We start from the raw sequence: 16,775 nt of genomic DNA, 5'->3' as shown, positions 1-16,775 counted from the left end.
GTAATAACCTATGCGATATTTATTTTGACCAATTAACCACCAAAAGGGTTGACCTTTTGAATTTTAATTGTAAGTATAATGAACAATCTTTGTAAGTATCATCGATATGCTTATAAAGATTAAAAGAAAGGTTTATCAAAAAGACTATATAAAATTTATTCAATAAAAGTGTTAAACAAAAAAACATTTTTATTTTTAATGATAAAGAACCACTGGGGAAAAACATGAAACAAAAACTATCGAAAATAAGCTTAGCAGTTCTGTCTGCTACTGCGCTTAATATGACAACATCTGTGTACGCACAAGATGCTGAAGAAGCAGCGAAAGAAGTTGAAGTTATCGAAGTTACAGGCATGCGTAGTTCACTAACAAGCGCACTTGCTGAAAAACGTGATACTGATAACTTAACCGAAATCATCATGGCAACGGATATTGGTAAGTTACCTGATCAAAACTTAGCAGAAGTACTTGAAAACGTAACGGGTATTCAAATTACACGTACCGCAGGTATAGGTACAGGTGTTCAAATTCGTGGTAGTAATGCTAACCGAGTAGAAATTAACGGTGCTTCAACAGTAGGTTCAGGTGCTGGCCGTAGTGGTATGAACTTTGAAGATTTATCGGCTGCAATTATCGCTGGTGTTGAAATTACCAAAGCACCAGAAGCTAAAACAACAGAAGGCTCTATTGGCGGTACGGTAAATTTACGTACCATTCGCCCGCTTGAATTATCTGAAACATTAGGCTCGTTACGTGTTCAAGGTGAAGACAGTAGCCTTACCACCGATGGTGTACAACCACGCATTTCTGGTGCATACGGTGATAACTGGGAAACTGACTCTGGTCGTTTTGGTGTCGTAGTAAGTGGTAGTTATACAAAACAAGAAGCAACTTCATTCCGCCCTCGTGTTGACCGTGATGGTAGTCTTGTTGAAAACGCAAGTGCTGATGTTTACCGTAATGGTTCATTAGAAGACCAAGCCACTAAACGTCCAGTAGCTCAATCTTTTGACTTTCTAGGTGTTCAATTCTTAAACCAAGAACTAGAAAACTTTGAATATGAAACCACTAACTTAGCAACAACGTTTGAATTTGCACCAAATGCAGATATGAAATTTTTCTTTGATGCGATTATAACTTCTCAAGAACGTCGTCAAGACAGTACTCGTGTTCAAGCATCAGGTGTTAGTAGTGTATTAAATTATAATTTACCGACTGAGTTCGAAACAGTAGATTTTGGCTCTTTAGACGGTGTTGATTTAGGCAGCATCCAAGCAGCATTACGCGGTACAGTTCAACCAAACTTAGGTGTGGATGATGATGATCCTAACTTACGTTTTAACAGTGATACAGGTGCACGTGTTACAGATACACAAGTATTTAGACTAGGTGGTGAATGGCAAGGTGAAGACTTGTTTATTAGTGCAGAAGTGTCAACTTCTAGCTCTGACACAAGAACACCTTCTTTGAACTCTCAATTAAACTTTATCAACCCTAACCCACTGACGCCACTTGATGGTTCAAGTAACGATAATGCCGTACCATTTATTTATGATTTATCTGGTAATGCGTTAACTTTTGGTGTGGATTTCGACTCTCCTTATGCTCCAACAGTAGCTGACTTATTAAATCCAAACAATGTGGTATTAGACCAAGTAGATATTTCACGTAGTACGGTTGATAACTCTGACGATACTTTCCGTATAGACTCAACTTACTTTATCGACGATAACATTATTACTTCAATTGACTTTGGTTACCGTTACAATAAAGCTGAGCATAGTGCGGTTTCTATTACTGACCGTATCGGTGGTTTTAGTAAAATGGTAGATAGCCCTAATGGTTCTTTATTTTCTGAGCTTTTAGTTGCTGGCCCTAGTCATTTTGGTGACGCTGATGGTCGTGAATTAGCTATGCGAAATTTCTTAATTGTTGATCCTAACCTTGCATTTTCTGACCCTGATAAAGTTTTATCTGTTTTAGAAAGCGCAATGGCAACTCATGGTGGTAATCAAGATTATTCTGACTTAACACCAGGTGATACTGCAGCCTTTAACATTGAAGAAAAAAATCACGCGTTTTATGCACAAGCAAACTTTGAGTATGAAATGATCCGCGGTAACTTCGGTGTTCGTCACGTTAAAACTGATATAGCATCTACTGGTAACACCGTTGTAAATGGCAACGTAACGCCAACAACAAACACTGCAGATTATAGCTTCACATTACCGCGTTTAAATATTGTCGCTGATGTACATGATGATGTATTGGTACGTTTAGGTTGGGGTAAAGACATTTTACGTCCAAACTTTGGCGACTTAAATACTTCTGTATCATTTGGTACTAACGAAAACCAAGCTGTAGAGTTAGGTAATGCGGCTCTTGAGCCTGAAGAAGTTACATCGTTTGATATTGGTGTTGAGTGGTATTTTGCTGAGGCTGCTGTAATCAGTATTGGTTACTTTAAGAAAGATCGTACTAACTTATTTGTGACTGAATTAGACAGTGCGACACTAGATGCAAATGGCTGGCGCGATAGTAACCCTGCTTGTTCAGGTGGTGGTATATGGAACCCAGCAGTACAACCAAACGTCTTGGGTGACCCAAATACAGTTGGCTTATGTGTTGACCGTGAATCAAAATTCAATGACTCAGCTACAACAACTCAATCAGGTTTTGAAATGGCATTTCAATATGACCTATCAAGCTTTGAAGAACAGTTAGGTTGGGCATCAGGTTTTGGTATTGTTGCTAACTATACTATTCAAGAATACAAAGGTGGTTCTGCATTCTATACGTCTGCAACGCGTGGTACCGATATCTTTAATGCTATTAACGGTGTGTATGATGACAGCCAATTTGTTAAATACACATCAGACCGTGGTCTTTTAGATTTCTCTGAAAATGCGTATAACGTTGCTGTATACTATGAAAAGCATGGTTTAGCCGCTCGTTTACGTTACACATGGCGTGATGCGTTCCGTACAGAAGATACGGCAGCGGGTGCAAGTCTTAACTCTACATTAGGTTTCCCTGTTACTACCCATGACAGAGGCCAACTTAATGCCAGTGTGAGCTATGATGTAAACGAAAAATTAAACATTGGTTTAGAAGCAGTTAACTTAACGGAATCAGATATTACGCAATCTTGTGTTAACGAAGGCGCTTTATTATGTGCTCAAGGTATCACTGACCGTCGTATCACTTTCGGTGCTAGTTACCGTTTTTAATACCAGTTTGAATATATCAACTTGATATTTTCATAGAAAAATGAATAAAGAGCAAGCTGACCGGCTTGCTTTTCTTATGAAAAAATTTGATTAAAGGTGAATACCTTGAGTATGGTTAATGCCTATTGATATGCCCAACTTACCCGCTTATGTATAGCAAAAACGAGTGTTTATATGTTTGAGAAACGTTTAAACACTCATTTAGCCCTTGAATTTACCCCCGCTACTCCTTAACAATTAAGTTATTTTTCATAGCATAGATTAGTGTTTCGTCTAACGCTTTTTCCAAAACGAATATCATCTCGTCTATTTGTGAGGTTGTAATAATAAGTGGCGGACAAAATGCTAAAGAAGAGCCTGCTATCGCGCGCGTTATCATACCTAACCTCTGGCATGCCGCCATCGCATAATGACCGATGTCACCATTAGGAAAAGCTTGACCTGTTTTTTTATTTGCCACCATTTCAACGGCCGCAATCATGCCTTTTCCTCGTATCTCACCAACTAAAGGATGCGCGTTTAATTTTTGGAGTTTAGACTGCATATAGTCACCTTTCACTGCAGCGTCATCGAACATATTATCTCTTTGATATATTTCCAAAGTTTTTAACGTAACAGCGCACGCCACCGGATGACCTGAGTACGTATAACCGTGTCCGAATACTCCAACTTTATTACTAGGTTCGATTAATGCCTGATAGATATCGCCACTGATCAGTGAAGCACTGATTGGCATATACGCTGAGGATAATTGTTTAGCTAACGTCATTAAATCGGGTGATTTTATTCCCATAGTATTACTACCAAAATCGTTACCCGTTCGGCCAAATGCAGTAATAACTTCATCGCACCAAAATAAAATATCGTACTTTTCCAAGATAGCTTGGACTTTTTCGTAATAACCTGGGGGTGGCACAATGACACCACTGGCTCCAGTTATAGGCTCAACAATAAAAGCCGCGATAGTCTCTGGACCTTCTTCAATAATGAGTTTTTCTAGATTATTTGTGATCCTATCGACAAACTCTATCTCACTTTCATTTTCTAATGCACCTCGGTAGTAATGGGGTGCATCTGTTCGTAAAATACCTAATGCCTCAAAAGGTAAATCAAAATTCGAGTGATTTACAGGCAAGCCTGTTAAAGAAGCAGAAGCGATGGTCACACCATGATATGAGCGCTCTCTGGCGATTATTTTATACTTTTGTGGCTTTCCAATCGCATTAAAATAGTATCGTAATAACTTAATATGAGTATCATTTGCGTCACTACCAGAATTACCAAAAAATACCTTTGCATTATTCATTGGTACCATAGAGGTTAATTTCTCGGCCAAATCAATTCCCACTTGATGAGTTTTCCCACCAAACATATGAGAATAAGACAACTTACCCATTTGATCACTGCAAGCATCTATCAATTCTTTATTGTTATAGCCTAAGGAAGAGCACCACAAACCAGCCATGGCTTCTAAATATTTATTTCCTTTATTATCATAAACATAAACACCTTCACCTCGTTCGATGACTAAGTTACTTGGCTTTTTCAGATTGGTGGTTGGGTATATAATTTGGCTCATAATCAGTTGTAGTCTTTGGTTATTGTTTAATAAATCGTATAAGAACTTTTAATTTGTTTATATAATTACTTGCCTATACTTACATTTAGATATACAAATATAATAAAACTTTTCATGAGTCATTATGGGTAGAAAAAAAGCCGCTCTTTCACGTCAACTTGCAGACATTGATTTACGTTTGTTAAATGTTTTTAAAGCTGTGGTTGATTACGGTGGATTTAGTGCCGCCGAACTCCCTCTTAACTTAGCGAACTCAACAATATCTAATTACATTTCAGATTTAGAAAAAAGATTAGATATGCATTTATGTATTAGAGGGCGTGCAGGATTCAATTTAACTGAACACGGTGTAGTAGTTTATAATGCGACAACAGAGCTATTAGCTGCTATAGATCAATTCCGTACGACAATTAACCATTCACATAACCGACTTTCCGGCTATTTACATATAGCGTTTGCTGAACACATGTTAAGTGTTCACAACTCATGTGTAACCGATGCACTAAAGTCTTTTACCCAATTAGCACCAGATGTAGAAGTAAAAATTAGTACCATGGGTTCAGATGAAGTAACTATTGCGGTTCAAAACAAAAAAGTTGATATCGGTATTACCGTATTATCTGAGCGTTATCATGAAATAGAAACGTTAGCTTTATTCTCTGAGGAAATGTATGTTTATTGCGCTAAAGGACATCCGCTTTATGAACAAAACAATATTACAACACAAGATTTACAACAGTATCCATTTGTAGAATCTCCCCGGCTTTTGCGTGGCCGAGAACCTCATCCTGATATGGAATTGTGGAAAAAAATGGCAAAAGCACATCATCAAGAAGCTAGAGCAACGCTTATTTTAACAGGGGCATATCTTGGAATATTACCCAAACATATCGTGATGAATTGGGGATTAAATCAAAGAATGAAGCCGCTATTCCCCAAGCTTTACGGGTATCAAAACACCTTTAAAGCAATTAGACGAAAAAATATCGGCAACGCGTTAATCTCAAATGCTTTTTATCAGTGTTTAACTGACTCATTGAAAGTTTCGCAAAACTAAATTAAAAACCTTCAGACATAAAAAAGCTCTTTCTTATCTCATTTAATGACTCGGTAATTCCTTCAATTGAGACATTCATGTATTAAGTGGCCATTGAGTAATGTGACCATTACCCCCATCCACTTAATTACCATTGACGAATTCCTGTTTTCTAAAAAACAGGTAATTTTATCGCGTTAATGTTCAATAGTTTTCCAGCCCATTAATTTGACCTTAATCCAACATGCAACTTTAATTTGAGAAAGTGAATTGTAATACATTAGCTGATCCAGTGTAGATAATGTCATTGATTAAAAGTTTAATATCGCCATTCATAAACGTTGAAAAACCTCCTTTATTATATTTACTTATAACCTTAAAAGTTCAATATAATAAACAACTTACATAAAAACATTTATGTCTTAGGTCGATAACAGGTTTACATCAAAATAGTCCTAAAATTTGTGGATTGTGAAACTCTAGAAATTCTCATAAAACAATGAAACAATGTTAGTTGCTTTACTCGCTATTTATTGAATAAATTTATAATGAAATATTTAAAATTACTAAATAAAAAGGAATAACCTTGTTAAAAAGAAGTATTTTTGTCCCGTTATTTTTTTTGTGTCTTATTTCATGTGATGAGTCTTCTAACTTACCCCCAGCTGAAATAATTTCGCATAGAGGGCTTAACGAAAATAAGCTAGACGGTTTTCAAGCAGCCATTACCCATGGTTATCGTTTTTTAGAGGCTGATGTAAGGTTAAGAGAAGGTATCCCTGTATTACTTCATGATGACATTGAATGTTTCGATTGTACTAGCTTAGTTGATTTACTTAAACTTGCAGAACAAGAAGGCGTAACTTTATTTTTGGAGTTCAAAGAATTTAGAGCAATTGATGAATCACTTAAATTGATAAGCCAATTTAACGTTGATGTGGTGCTAATTTCAACTGTCGCTGACGATCTCATTTATATTAACTCTGTATCAAACTATAGTTTGGGCTACATAACATTAAGTGATTTTGATTTGGCGAATTTACCCAGTATTGATTACCTCTTGATTTACCATTCGGATATAAATAAATGTTTAGAAGAGATAAAGTGCGTGGCATGGACTATCACGAAAAAGAAGCAGTATAATAAAGTAAAGTACAAAGTAGATTATGTTATAGCCGATTTATTTTAAAACCAACGACACTAAGGTTTTACTCCACTCGTATTTTAGTTCTTTTTATGATCTGACTTATCACCTTTTCTTAATCCGGATTAACTTCTGTATTGATAAATGGCTATCTTATTTGGATTGTTTTGGTCATTCCTGCGCAAAAGTTATTTTAGTTATTTTAGTTATTTTAGTGCTTTTATTGTTACTAAACCCACTGCTTTTTCCTATTAGTCACTGCCGAATTTTCAACGAAAAAAAACCGGAGAACCCTGTTTTAATTAGGCTTTCCGGTCTTTATTGGTTCTTAATGAACCTGTATTTGGTGCAGATGGAGAGACTCGAACTCTCACGCCCTAAGGCACCACCCCCTCAAGGTGGCGCGTCTACCAATTCCGCCACATCTGCATTTTAAAACTTTGAACTAGTCTGGGATATCGCTGTTATCCGTTGCTTTCTTTTCTGAAGTAGCAGCTGGTACATCAGGGTTTTCTGAAGCAACTGGTTCGGCACTTTCTTGAATTGGCGCAACATCATTACCTGGGATAGTTTGCTCAGCAGGAACAGCTAACTCGTTCCATTCATCACTTGATTTCACACGATTTGCAGTTAAGTTACCTAACACTAAACTGATAACAAAAAAGGCAATGGCTAACCAAGTAGTGGCTTTAGTTAAAAAATTACCCGAGCCACTTGAACCAAAAATAGTTGCTGACGAGCCGGCACCAAAAGATGCGCCCATATCAGCACCCTTACCTTGCTGAATTAACACTAAACCAATTAAGCAAATTGCTACAATTAGGTAAATTACAATTAAACTTTGATACAACATATTTTACTATCCTTTCGCAGCTGAACAAATCACTTTAAATTCGTCAACTTTTAAACTAGCACCACCAATCAATCCACCATCGATATCTGGTTGTGCAAATAATGTTTCGCAGTTAGAAGCATTAACACTTCCACCATATAGTAATGGCACTTTGTTCGCTATTTCAGCGTTACTCAGAGCAAGAAATTCTCGAATAAACTGATGCGTTTCTTGTGCCATTTCAGGTGATGCTGTTTTTCCTGTACCTATTGCCCAAACAGGCTCGTAAGCAATAACAACATCATCAAATTTTTCAATACCAATTTTGTCAATTACCGACTGTAATTGAGCCGATAATACAAGATTAGTTTGCTCGGTTTCTCGCTCCGCTTCACTTTCACCGATACATAATATTGGTGTTAAACCAGCATCAAGAACACAAGCTACTTTATCCGCAACTAACTTAGATGATTCTTTATAAATATCGCGTCTTTCTGAATGCCCTACAATAACATATTGTACTGAACATTCCTTCAACATATCGATAGATATTTCACCTGTAAATGCACCGCTTTGATGTTCATTAACATTCTGACTGCCTAAATGAATGCTTTTTTGTAAGCCTTCGCGTTGAGCAATGGCTGTAAATGAAGCGAGATAAGGAAAGCTTGGACATACCACTACATCAACATTTTCAGTCAAGTGTACAGCATTCAATCCAGTAATCATGTCATTGATTAACGATAAGTTGCCATTCATTTTCCAGTTGGCAGCTACAATTGAGCGTCTTTTCATTTGTCTTTCCTAAATCAAAGCGGCGAGATATTAACGAACCTACTCACAAGATACAAGTATTTCACTTAATAACTTGTTCATTTGCTCAATATTCAACCGGTTAACAAGCTTTTTTGACGGCATCAGCAATTTCATTCGCTAAAGCGGTTACTTCATCAATTTCTGGACCTTCAACCATAACTCGAATTAATGGCTCGGTTCCTGACTTTCTTAATAGCACTCGACCTCGTCCAGTAAGCTTTTCATTGACTTTATGAACCGAAGCGACCACTGAATCCGCTTGTAACGGATCGTTATCACCCGAGAAACGAACGTTCACTAATACTTGTGGTAGTTTTGTCATGCCTTGGCGTAGTTCAAACAAGCTTTTCCCTGTTGAACAAACAGCCGTTAATACGTTTAATGCGGCAATTATGCCATCACCTGTAGATGTATGTCTTAAGTTAATCACATGACCTGAGTTTTCAGCACCTAATTGCCAACCATTTTGCTTAAGCATTTCCATTACATAGCGATCACCTACTTTACTACGTGCAAAAGGTACTCCCATGTCAGCTAAAGCTAACTCTAGGCCCATATTACTCATTAACGTACCAACAACGCCTCTAATACTTCCTGATTTCAAGTCATGGCTAGCGATCACATAAACACATTCATCGCCATCTACAATATATCCCGTGTGATCAACCATCATCAAACGGTCACCATCACCATCTAAGGCGATTCCTAAATCAGCTTGATGTTCAACAACCGCTGCGCTTATCGCATCCATAGAGGTTGCGCCACAGCCTTCATTGATATTTTTACCGTTTGGTGACGTACCAATTTCAATAACTTCTGCGCCTAATTCTCGAAAAACATTAGGTGCAATATGATAGGTTGCCCCATGAGCACAATCGACGACAATTTTCATGCCCGACAAAGAATACTCACTCGGGAAGTTACTCTTACAAAATTCTATGTATCGCCCTGCTGCATCATCAATTCTATTCGCGCGCCCTAAATTAGCCGAATCAACACAACCCATGTCTTTATCAAGTTCAGCTTCAATAGCAAGTTCAACGTCATCAGGTAACTTTTGCCCATCTTGTGAGAAAAACTTTATACCGTTATCGTAAAAAGGATTATGAGAGGCACTGATCACAATCCCTGCTTCAGCACGAAATGTTTTGGTTAAATAAGCAATAGCAGGAGTAGGCATTGGGCCTAATAAACCAATATCGATACCCGCGGCAGAAAAACCAGCCTCAAGTGCTGATTCAAACATATAGCCTGATATACGCGTGTCCTTACCCACCAATACTTTTTTTGTCCCTTTTGCTGCTAACACTTTACCTGCTGCATAACCAAGTTTCATCACAAACTCAGGGGTGATTGGATATTGCCCGACTAATCCTCTCACGCCATCAGTACCGAAATATCTTCTTTCAGACATTATTTTTCCTTAATTTTAAAATTTCACTCGCAGGTGATTTTATGCGTAGTTGCTAATATTCTCATAGCGTCCATGGTTTCTTTAACATCATGCACACGTATTATTGATGCGCCATTTTGAACCGCTAGAATAGCAGTGGTAACACTACCAACTAAACGCTCTGAAACATCTCTCTTTAATAAGTTACCTATCATAGATTTACGAGAAGTTCCTGACAAGAGGGGTAAACCTAACGTTTTAAATGAAGCTAATTGCGACAGCAATTGATAATTTTGCTCAAGCGTTTTACCAAAACCAAATCCTGGATCTAAAATTATCCGTTGCTTATTGATACCATTGGCTTCACATGCGGCAATACGTTGTTTAAAAAAAGTTGAGATATCTTCAATCAAATCATCATAATGAGGATTATGCTGCATAGTTCTAGGTTGCCCTTGCATATGCATTAAACAAACGGGCACAGTAGATTGAGCGACAACTGACAAACAATGATCATTTTGTAATGCTCGTACATCGTTGATTAAATCAGCGCCGTACTCTATAGCTGAAGCCATCACAGCTGATTTACTGGTATCAATTGATACCGCAACATCAAAACGCGCTTTAATTGCTTTTAGCACGGGAATAATACGAGAAATTTCATCGGATTCAGCTACATCGACAGCGCCCGGCCTAGTAGATTCACCACCAATATCAATAATATTTGCGCCATCGTTGATCATAGTTTCAACTTGACGAAGTGCATTATCGATTTGTGTATATTGACCACCATCAGAAAAAGAATCAGGGGTGACGTTTAAAATGCCCATGATCTGAATATCTTGAGGATCAAATGATATTCGAGCGGGGCTAGTTAAAATATTCAAACAAGTCTCTTATTTTTATTAACGGTATAATTAAATAAAATAAAGCCCCGATTAACTAAGTTTAAATCGAGGCTTGTTTTGCATTGCTGAGTAAATTTATTTAGCCGGCATATCAGACGGCTTATCTAAATCAGGTTCAACTTTATTTTCATCTTTCGCGTCTTTTTTAGCCGCTCCAGATTTAGGTGGTTCATTTTTATCAATGTTATCGCCATGGAAATCTGACGGTGGACGAACTTCTCTACGCGCCATTAAGTCATCAATTTGCAACGCATCAATGGTTTCATAGTGCATTAACGCATCTTTCATCGCGTGCAAAATATCAATATTGTCTTTTAATATTTGCTCAGCGCGTTGATAGTTACGATTCACAAATTCTTTTATTTCAGCATCAATCGCTTGCGCCGTTTCATCAGACATATTTAACGACTTAGCAGACGTTCGACCTAAAAATACTTCGCCTTCTTCTTCAGCAAATAACATAGGGCCCATTTTTTCAGATAAACCCCATTGTGTTACCATTTTTCGCGCTAGCTGAGTAGCACGTTCAATATCGTTTGAAGCTCCGGTAGAGACTTTGTCAGCACCGTAAATCATTTCTTCAGCAATTCGGCCACCATAAAGTGATGAAATATTGCTTTCTAAATGCTGTTTAGAATGGCTGAATCTATCCTGCTCTGGTAAATACATAGTCACCCCTAACGCACGACCGCGAGGAATAATACTCACTTTGTAAACAGGATCATGATCTGGTACTAAACGACCAACAATGGCATGCCCTGCTTCATGATAAGCCGTCATCTCTTTTTCTGACTCAGTCATCACCATAGATTTACGCTCTGAGCCCATCAAGATCTTATCTTTTGCTTTTTCAAACTCTTCCATTGATACAACACGGCGTGTGCAACGTGCAGCAAATAATGCAGCTTCATTAACTAAGTTAGCTAAATCAGCCCCTGAAAAACCAGGGGTACCACGGGCGATTACAGATGCTTTTACATCATCACCTAAAGGTACTTTACGCATATGTACTTTTAAAATTTGCTCACGACCACGAATATCAGGTAATCCAACCGTTACTTGACGGTCAAAACGACCTGGTCGTAATAAAGCTGGATCTAATACATCAGGGCGGTTAGTTGCAGCAATAACGATAACGCCTTCATTACCTTCAAAACCATCCATTTCAACTAACATTTGGTTAAGTGTTTGTTCACGTTCATCGTGACCACCACCCATACCAGCGCCACGTTGGCGACCTACTGCATCAATTTCATCAATAAAGATAATACAAGGTGCAGACTTTTTCGCTTGTTCAAACATATCACGTACGCGTGATGCACCAACACCGACAAACATTTCAACAAAATCTGAGCCTGAAATAGTAAAGAAAGGTACTTTTGCTTCACCAGCAATTGCTTTGGCTAATAATGTTTTACCTGTTCCCGGTTGACCAACCATTAATACACCTGATGGAATACGACCACCAAGTTTTTGGAATCTAGATGGGTCTTTTAAATAATCAACTAATTCAGAAACTTCTTCTTTCGCTTCATCACAACCAGCAACATCAGCAAACGTTGTTTTAATTTGGTCTTCGCTCAATAAACGTGCTTTTGATTTACCAAATGACATGGCGCCTTTTCCGCCACCACCTTGCATTTGACGCATGAAGAAAATCCAGACACCAATCAATAAAATCATCGGGAACCAGGAAACAAATATAGTCGTTAAGAAGCTTGTTTCTTCAGGTAATTCACCCGAAGCATTAACGCCTTGTTTAACCAGATCATTAATTAAATCGCGATCATAACCACCGGGAATAACAGCAATAAAAGTTTCACCGCTACGTTTAACACCTTTAATGACACCATTTCGATCAACATTCGCTTCTCTGACTTGTCCTTGACGAACATCTTGAATAAAACGCGTATAATCGACTTGTTGTTCATTAGCATTGTTTGGCGTAAAACTCTGAAATACTGACATCAACACAACAGCTATTACTAACCACAAAATAAGATTTTTTGCCATATCGCTCAACTTAATGACCTCTTGATAAATTTAACACCCAATGAATATTGTTCAAAAAACAATCGCAAAAAAGTGTCTTAAAATAATTATGTTTAATTTACTACAATTTAAAGCCTGTCGCTACTAGATAAACCTCTCTTGATCTCGCACGAGACGATTGAGGCTTTCGAGTTTTAACCGTTTTAAATACTTGGCGGGTTTCTTTCATAAATTGTTCAAAGCCCTCACCTTGAAAAACTTTAACCACAAACGCACCATTTTTTTTCAATACTTGATGACACATGTCTAAAGCTAACTCTACCAAATACATGCTTCGCGCAGAATCTGCACTATCATTTCCGGTAAAGTTTGCAGCCATATCAGACATCACCACATCAATATTTTTACCATTAATACGTGTTAGTAAAGCATCGAGTACAGCTTCTTCTCTAAAATCACCTTGCAGAAAATCGACGCCTGCTATGGGGTCCATTCCTAAAATATCGCAGGCAACTACTTGACCACTTTCGCCCACTGCTTTCACGGCATATTCTGACCAACCACCAGGTGCTGCGCCTAAGTCCACCACTTTCATACCAGGTTTGATCAATTTGTCTTTTTTATTGATTTCTTCAATTTTAAAAACAGCGCGAGAACGTAAGCCTAATTTTTTGGCTTTTTTTACGTACTCGTCTTCAAAGTGTTCCTGCATCCATTTTTGGCTGCTATTTGATAATTTACTTTTACTCATTTAGCTAACTTTTCACTTCGACTGAATAAAAATCAAACAAAGCTTTACACGTTTTATTAGTATTACAAACAAGATGAGGGTAAAATAGCGTTAATTCAAGCTAACTTGTAACGAAAATTGTTAATGAGCCTAAATAAAAAACAAATCCAGCATCTAAAAGGGCTGGCACATTCATTGAAACCTGTTGTTCTTCTTGGTAATAATGGATTAACGGAAGCGGTTGTTGCCGAAATCGACTTTGCTTTAAATCATCATGAATTAATTAAAGTAAAAATTCCAACCGATGATAGAGAAACCAAAGGATTGATTGTTGACGCAATTTGTCGTGAAACTGAATCCACGAAAGTACAAGTGATTGGTAAAACTTTAGTTATTTATCGCCAGTCGCCGGAACAGAAAATTCGTATTCCAAAACTATAACGTTAACCTAAATCGATAACGTTTAACGTTCAGTTAAAAAAGCCAAGTAGTTTATTTACTACTTGGCTTTTTATTTTACTTCATTAATATCGTTTTTAATGCGCTAATATTTTTGCCTATTAACGAGAAATATTTCTTGAAAAGTCACCACCCTGACCAGTTTCAACAAGCTCTCCATTGACAAAATATAAGTAAGTACATTCGTCACGTGTTGTTAAACCATCTTTATGAATACGATTAGTACGATAAAATAATACGCGTATTGCATTACCATCTTTTTCATAAGTTTCATTAAAATCAGCAACACCAAGACGGTTAGTTACATCAATAATGCTAGAGTTTAAAGCAATGCGGCTGATTTTTTTTCTGTTAGTGTATTCTCGATTTTCATAATCACTCGACATATTGTATCCATCGTCACCACCAACAGACACAACACAGCCAGTTAATGATAAAGTTAACGGAGCAGCAATAATTAACGCTAAAATAGATTTTTTCATGTTTTATACTCTTTTGATCAAATTATTATTGTGAATTTTGAATAAGTTGTAGCAAAAGTCACTCCAAAAAACATAAGCTATTGATTAAAAATAATTTTATTAAAAAAGTGTGTAATTAAACTAACACTTACTCTAATTTTTTCGCTAAAATATAGTTTTTTTAACGAAGATAAAGTTATCAATATGACCATCAATGATGAGATTTTAGCCATTGCTAACCAGCTTGCGAACCAAGGTAAGAAACCGACAGTAGCATTAATAAAAACAAGACTTTCACAGCCCGTTCCCTTACCTCAATTGATTGCCACTTTGAAAACTTGGCAACATGAGCCCAGTTTTACCGAAATCAATACGGTTGAAACGACAGCTATTAAGGAAGAACCAAAAAATAATGACGCATTAACCGAAATAATTAATCAGGCGATAACACCATTAAAAGATGAAATTAACTCATTGAAATTAATGATTGAGCAATTAATCAATAAAAGTTAATCAGTTTCTGGCTCAATATAAATATCAGGTTGTAAACTCGCGATAAAGTCTGTTAATGAATCGGCAATTTTTTTATGTGGTTTACAACCAACTCTTTCTGCCCAAACTTCACCACTTTCATTTTCTACGGTGAGCATAATATTGTCATCATCGGTCACAGCAAAAAATAAGGTTACTGTTTGTTTGAGCTTCTGCTTCATTAAAACGTGACCAATGAGGTTTTCTTGCAAACGAGCAAAGTCATCTTCACTCCAAGCAAATAACAATTGTAAATGCCCTTCAGAACAACTAGCAGGAATATTTTCACTAAATATGGTGGTAAAATAATGAACAATAGAAGGATGAATCACGAGATCAAGCGCATCCTCTAAATTTGCAAAAGACAAAGCAGGTTGCATTTCAACAGGCTGCCAGCACATCAATTTTTCATCAAACCTATTTTGTAAACAGGGCGAGGGCCACTGTTCATCATGCTCGACTAAAGGTAAATGCTGGAGTTTCTCTTGATATTGTTCAACATAGCGTTGACTAAAGGTAAGTATATTTGCAGTTAATTGTGTGTCGGTTGTTTTCATCTAATGAATAATTCCTATAAAATAAATATTGCAGCGAAAATTACTTAGCGAGCCATCACTATCATGAGCCATTATAACAACGCATCCGAGTTAGATAAATTAACTTTAGGCAAAACTACCCAGTACATTAGTCATTACCAACCATCATTACTACAAGGTGTTCCCCGTAGTTTAAATCGAGAAGCGTTAAATTTAACACCAGAAGACCTACCCTTTCACGGAGAAGACATTTGGTATGGCTATGAATTATCTTGGCTAAATGAAAAAGGTAAACCCGTTGTTGCCGTTGCAGAGTTTAGGTTTCCGTGTACAAGCCCTAATATTGTTGAGTCAAAATCTTTTAAACTATATCTGAACAGCTTTAACCAATCAAAATTTGCCGATATAAATGCGGTGCAAACTGTGCTTAGCCAAGATTTGTCAAAAACGTGTGGCACACAAGCTCAGGTAAAATTATTTAAAGTAGACAATTGTGCACCGTTAGAAATTAATCACTTATCTGCTCAATGTATTGATGAACTTGACATCGCAATCGACGAATATACTCTGAATCGTCAACATCTATCAGTAGAAACAAACGAGAAAATGATTGATGAATTTTTAGTATCTCATTTATTAAAATCAAATTGTTTGATCACCAACCAACCCGATTGGGCAAGTATTTATATTAAGTATTCAGGTAATAAAATCAATCATAAATCATTGCTGAAATATCTTATTTCGTTTCGCCAACATAACGAATTTCATGAGCAATGTGTGGAACGTATATTTTGTGATATCCAACACTTTTGCCAACCAGAAAAACTCACGGTTTATGCAAGATATACTCGCAGAGGTGGTTTAGATATTAACCCGTTTAGAAGCACTGAAGTCGACACTGCCCCACTTGCTAGAACATTAAGACAGTAATCTTTGATCTAACAACATTAATTAACTAAAATTTTATTTAATTGTTTTTTCTCCGCATACTAATGCTGACTTTTTTAATATCTGCGTATATTATTAATAAACAAATAATTATTTTTACACTTTTGTATTTTAAACTCGAACAGTTGAATACTAAAAACTAGATAATCTGTACTCATCATAACAAAGGATATGATTTTT

15 protein-coding genes and 1 tRNA gene are annotated in these 16,775 nt (G+C 36.9%); 6 read left to right on the top strand and 10 right to left on the bottom strand.

From position 1 onward, the window contains the following. Positions 1–224: 224 nt before the first annotated feature. Positions 225–3,230, top strand: a complete 3,006-nt coding sequence (locus ABXH06_RS16545) for a TonB-dependent receptor (RefSeq protein WP_353518911.1) — start codon at positions 225–227, stop codon at positions 3,228–3,230. 223 nt (positions 3,231–3,453) lie between these two features. On the opposite strand, the gene ABXH06_RS16540 is transcribed toward ABXH06_RS16545, so the two are convergent. After that, on the bottom strand, positions 3,454–4,809 hold the full coding sequence (locus ABXH06_RS16540; protein WP_353518910.1) for an aminotransferase: 1,356 nt from the start codon (positions 4,807–4,809) through the stop codon (positions 3,454–3,456). A 124-nt stretch (positions 4,810–4,933) separates the two neighbouring features. On the opposite strand from ABXH06_RS16540, the gene ABXH06_RS16535 reads away from it, so the two are divergent. Next, the gene (locus ABXH06_RS16535) at positions 4,934–5,866 is read left to right on the top strand and encodes a LysR family transcriptional regulator (RefSeq protein WP_353518909.1); all 933 of its coding nucleotides are present in this window, start codon (positions 4,934–4,936) and stop codon (positions 5,864–5,866) included. Between the two features lie 565 nt (positions 5,867–6,431). Continuing rightward, positions 6,432–7,034 carry a glycerophosphodiester phosphodiesterase gene (locus ABXH06_RS16530; RefSeq protein ID WP_353518908.1) on the top strand — a complete coding sequence of 201 codons (603 nt, stop codon included), beginning with the start codon at positions 6,432–6,434 and terminating at the stop codon, positions 7,032–7,034. A gap of 299 nt (positions 7,035–7,333) precedes the next feature. On the opposite strand, the gene ABXH06_RS16525 is transcribed toward ABXH06_RS16530, so the two are convergent. From ABXH06_RS16525 to rlmE, 7 genes are all read right to left on the bottom strand, one after another. Further along, positions 7,334–7,418, bottom strand: a tRNA-Leu gene (locus ABXH06_RS16525). Positions 7,419–7,434: 16 nt separating this feature from the next. After that, entirely contained in the window at positions 7,435–7,839 is a 405-nt protein-coding gene (gene secG, locus ABXH06_RS16520; RefSeq protein WP_353518927.1) for a preprotein translocase subunit SecG, read from the bottom strand. A 9-nt stretch (positions 7,840–7,848) separates the two neighbouring features. Then, positions 7,849–8,616: a triose-phosphate isomerase gene (tpiA, locus tag ABXH06_RS16515; protein WP_311576211.1), complete on the bottom strand. Its 768-nt coding sequence runs from the start codon at positions 8,614–8,616 to the stop codon at positions 7,849–7,851. A gap of 100 nt (positions 8,617–8,716) precedes the next feature. Next, the gene (glmM, locus tag ABXH06_RS16510; RefSeq protein ID WP_311576213.1) at positions 8,717–10,051 is read right to left on the bottom strand and encodes a phosphoglucosamine mutase; all 1,335 of its coding nucleotides are present in this window, start codon (positions 10,049–10,051) and stop codon (positions 8,717–8,719) included. 23 nt (positions 10,052–10,074) lie between these two features. Next, positions 10,075–10,860 carry a dihydropteroate synthase gene (folP, locus tag ABXH06_RS16505; RefSeq protein WP_353518926.1) on the bottom strand — a complete coding sequence of 262 codons (786 nt, stop codon included), beginning with the start codon at positions 10,858–10,860 and terminating at the stop codon, positions 10,075–10,077. 153 nt (positions 10,861–11,013) lie between these two features. Beyond that, positions 11,014–12,960, bottom strand: coding sequence for an ATP-dependent zinc metalloprotease FtsH (gene ftsH / locus ABXH06_RS16500; RefSeq protein ID WP_503012501.1), 1,947 nt, complete (start codon positions 12,958–12,960; stop codon positions 11,014–11,016). A 91-nt stretch (positions 12,961–13,051) separates the two neighbouring features. Next, entirely contained in the window at positions 13,052–13,681 is a 630-nt protein-coding gene (rlmE, locus tag ABXH06_RS16495; RefSeq protein WP_311576220.1) for a 23S rRNA (uridine(2552)-2'-O)-methyltransferase RlmE, read from the bottom strand. A 123-nt stretch (positions 13,682–13,804) separates the two neighbouring features. Here rlmE and yhbY point away from each other — a divergent pair, with 123 nt between their 5' ends. After that, complete coding sequence (gene yhbY / locus ABXH06_RS16490) at positions 13,805–14,101, top strand: ribosome assembly RNA-binding protein YhbY (RefSeq protein WP_311576224.1); 297 nt, start codon at positions 13,805–13,807, stop codon at positions 14,099–14,101. A gap of 119 nt (positions 14,102–14,220) precedes the next feature. On the opposite strand, the gene ABXH06_RS16485 is transcribed toward yhbY, so the two are convergent. Then, on the bottom strand, positions 14,221–14,601 hold the full coding sequence (locus ABXH06_RS16485) for a DUF3192 domain-containing protein (RefSeq protein ID WP_311576227.1): 381 nt from the start codon (positions 14,599–14,601) through the stop codon (positions 14,221–14,223). A gap of 183 nt (positions 14,602–14,784) precedes the next feature. Between ABXH06_RS16485 and ABXH06_RS16480 the strand changes: the two genes are divergently transcribed. Further along, the gene (locus ABXH06_RS16480) at positions 14,785–15,093 is read left to right on the top strand and encodes a hypothetical protein (protein ID WP_353518906.1); all 309 of its coding nucleotides are present in this window, start codon (positions 14,785–14,787) and stop codon (positions 15,091–15,093) included. Here the strand turns inward: ABXH06_RS16480 and syd are convergent. Beyond that, the gene (gene syd, locus ABXH06_RS16475; protein ID WP_353518905.1) at positions 15,090–15,668 is read right to left on the bottom strand and encodes a SecY-interacting protein; all 579 of its coding nucleotides are present in this window, start codon (positions 15,666–15,668) and stop codon (positions 15,090–15,092) included. The two genes, ABXH06_RS16480 and syd, sit on opposite strands and share 4 nt — an antisense overlap. 63 nt (positions 15,669–15,731) lie before the next feature. Between syd and queF the strand changes: the two genes are divergently transcribed. Beyond that, entirely contained in the window at positions 15,732–16,577 is an 846-nt protein-coding gene (gene queF / locus ABXH06_RS16470; protein ID WP_353518904.1) for an NADPH-dependent 7-cyano-7-deazaguanine reductase QueF, read from the top strand. The last annotated feature ends 198 nt before the right edge of the window (positions 16,578–16,775 follow it).

It is taken from the genome of Thalassotalea sp. SU-HH00458 (assembly GCF_040362795.1).
Lineage (GTDB): Bacteria > Pseudomonadota > Gammaproteobacteria > Enterobacterales > Alteromonadaceae > Thalassotalea_H > Thalassotalea_H castellviae.
This window is presented reverse-complemented; position numbering and strand designations above follow the sequence as displayed.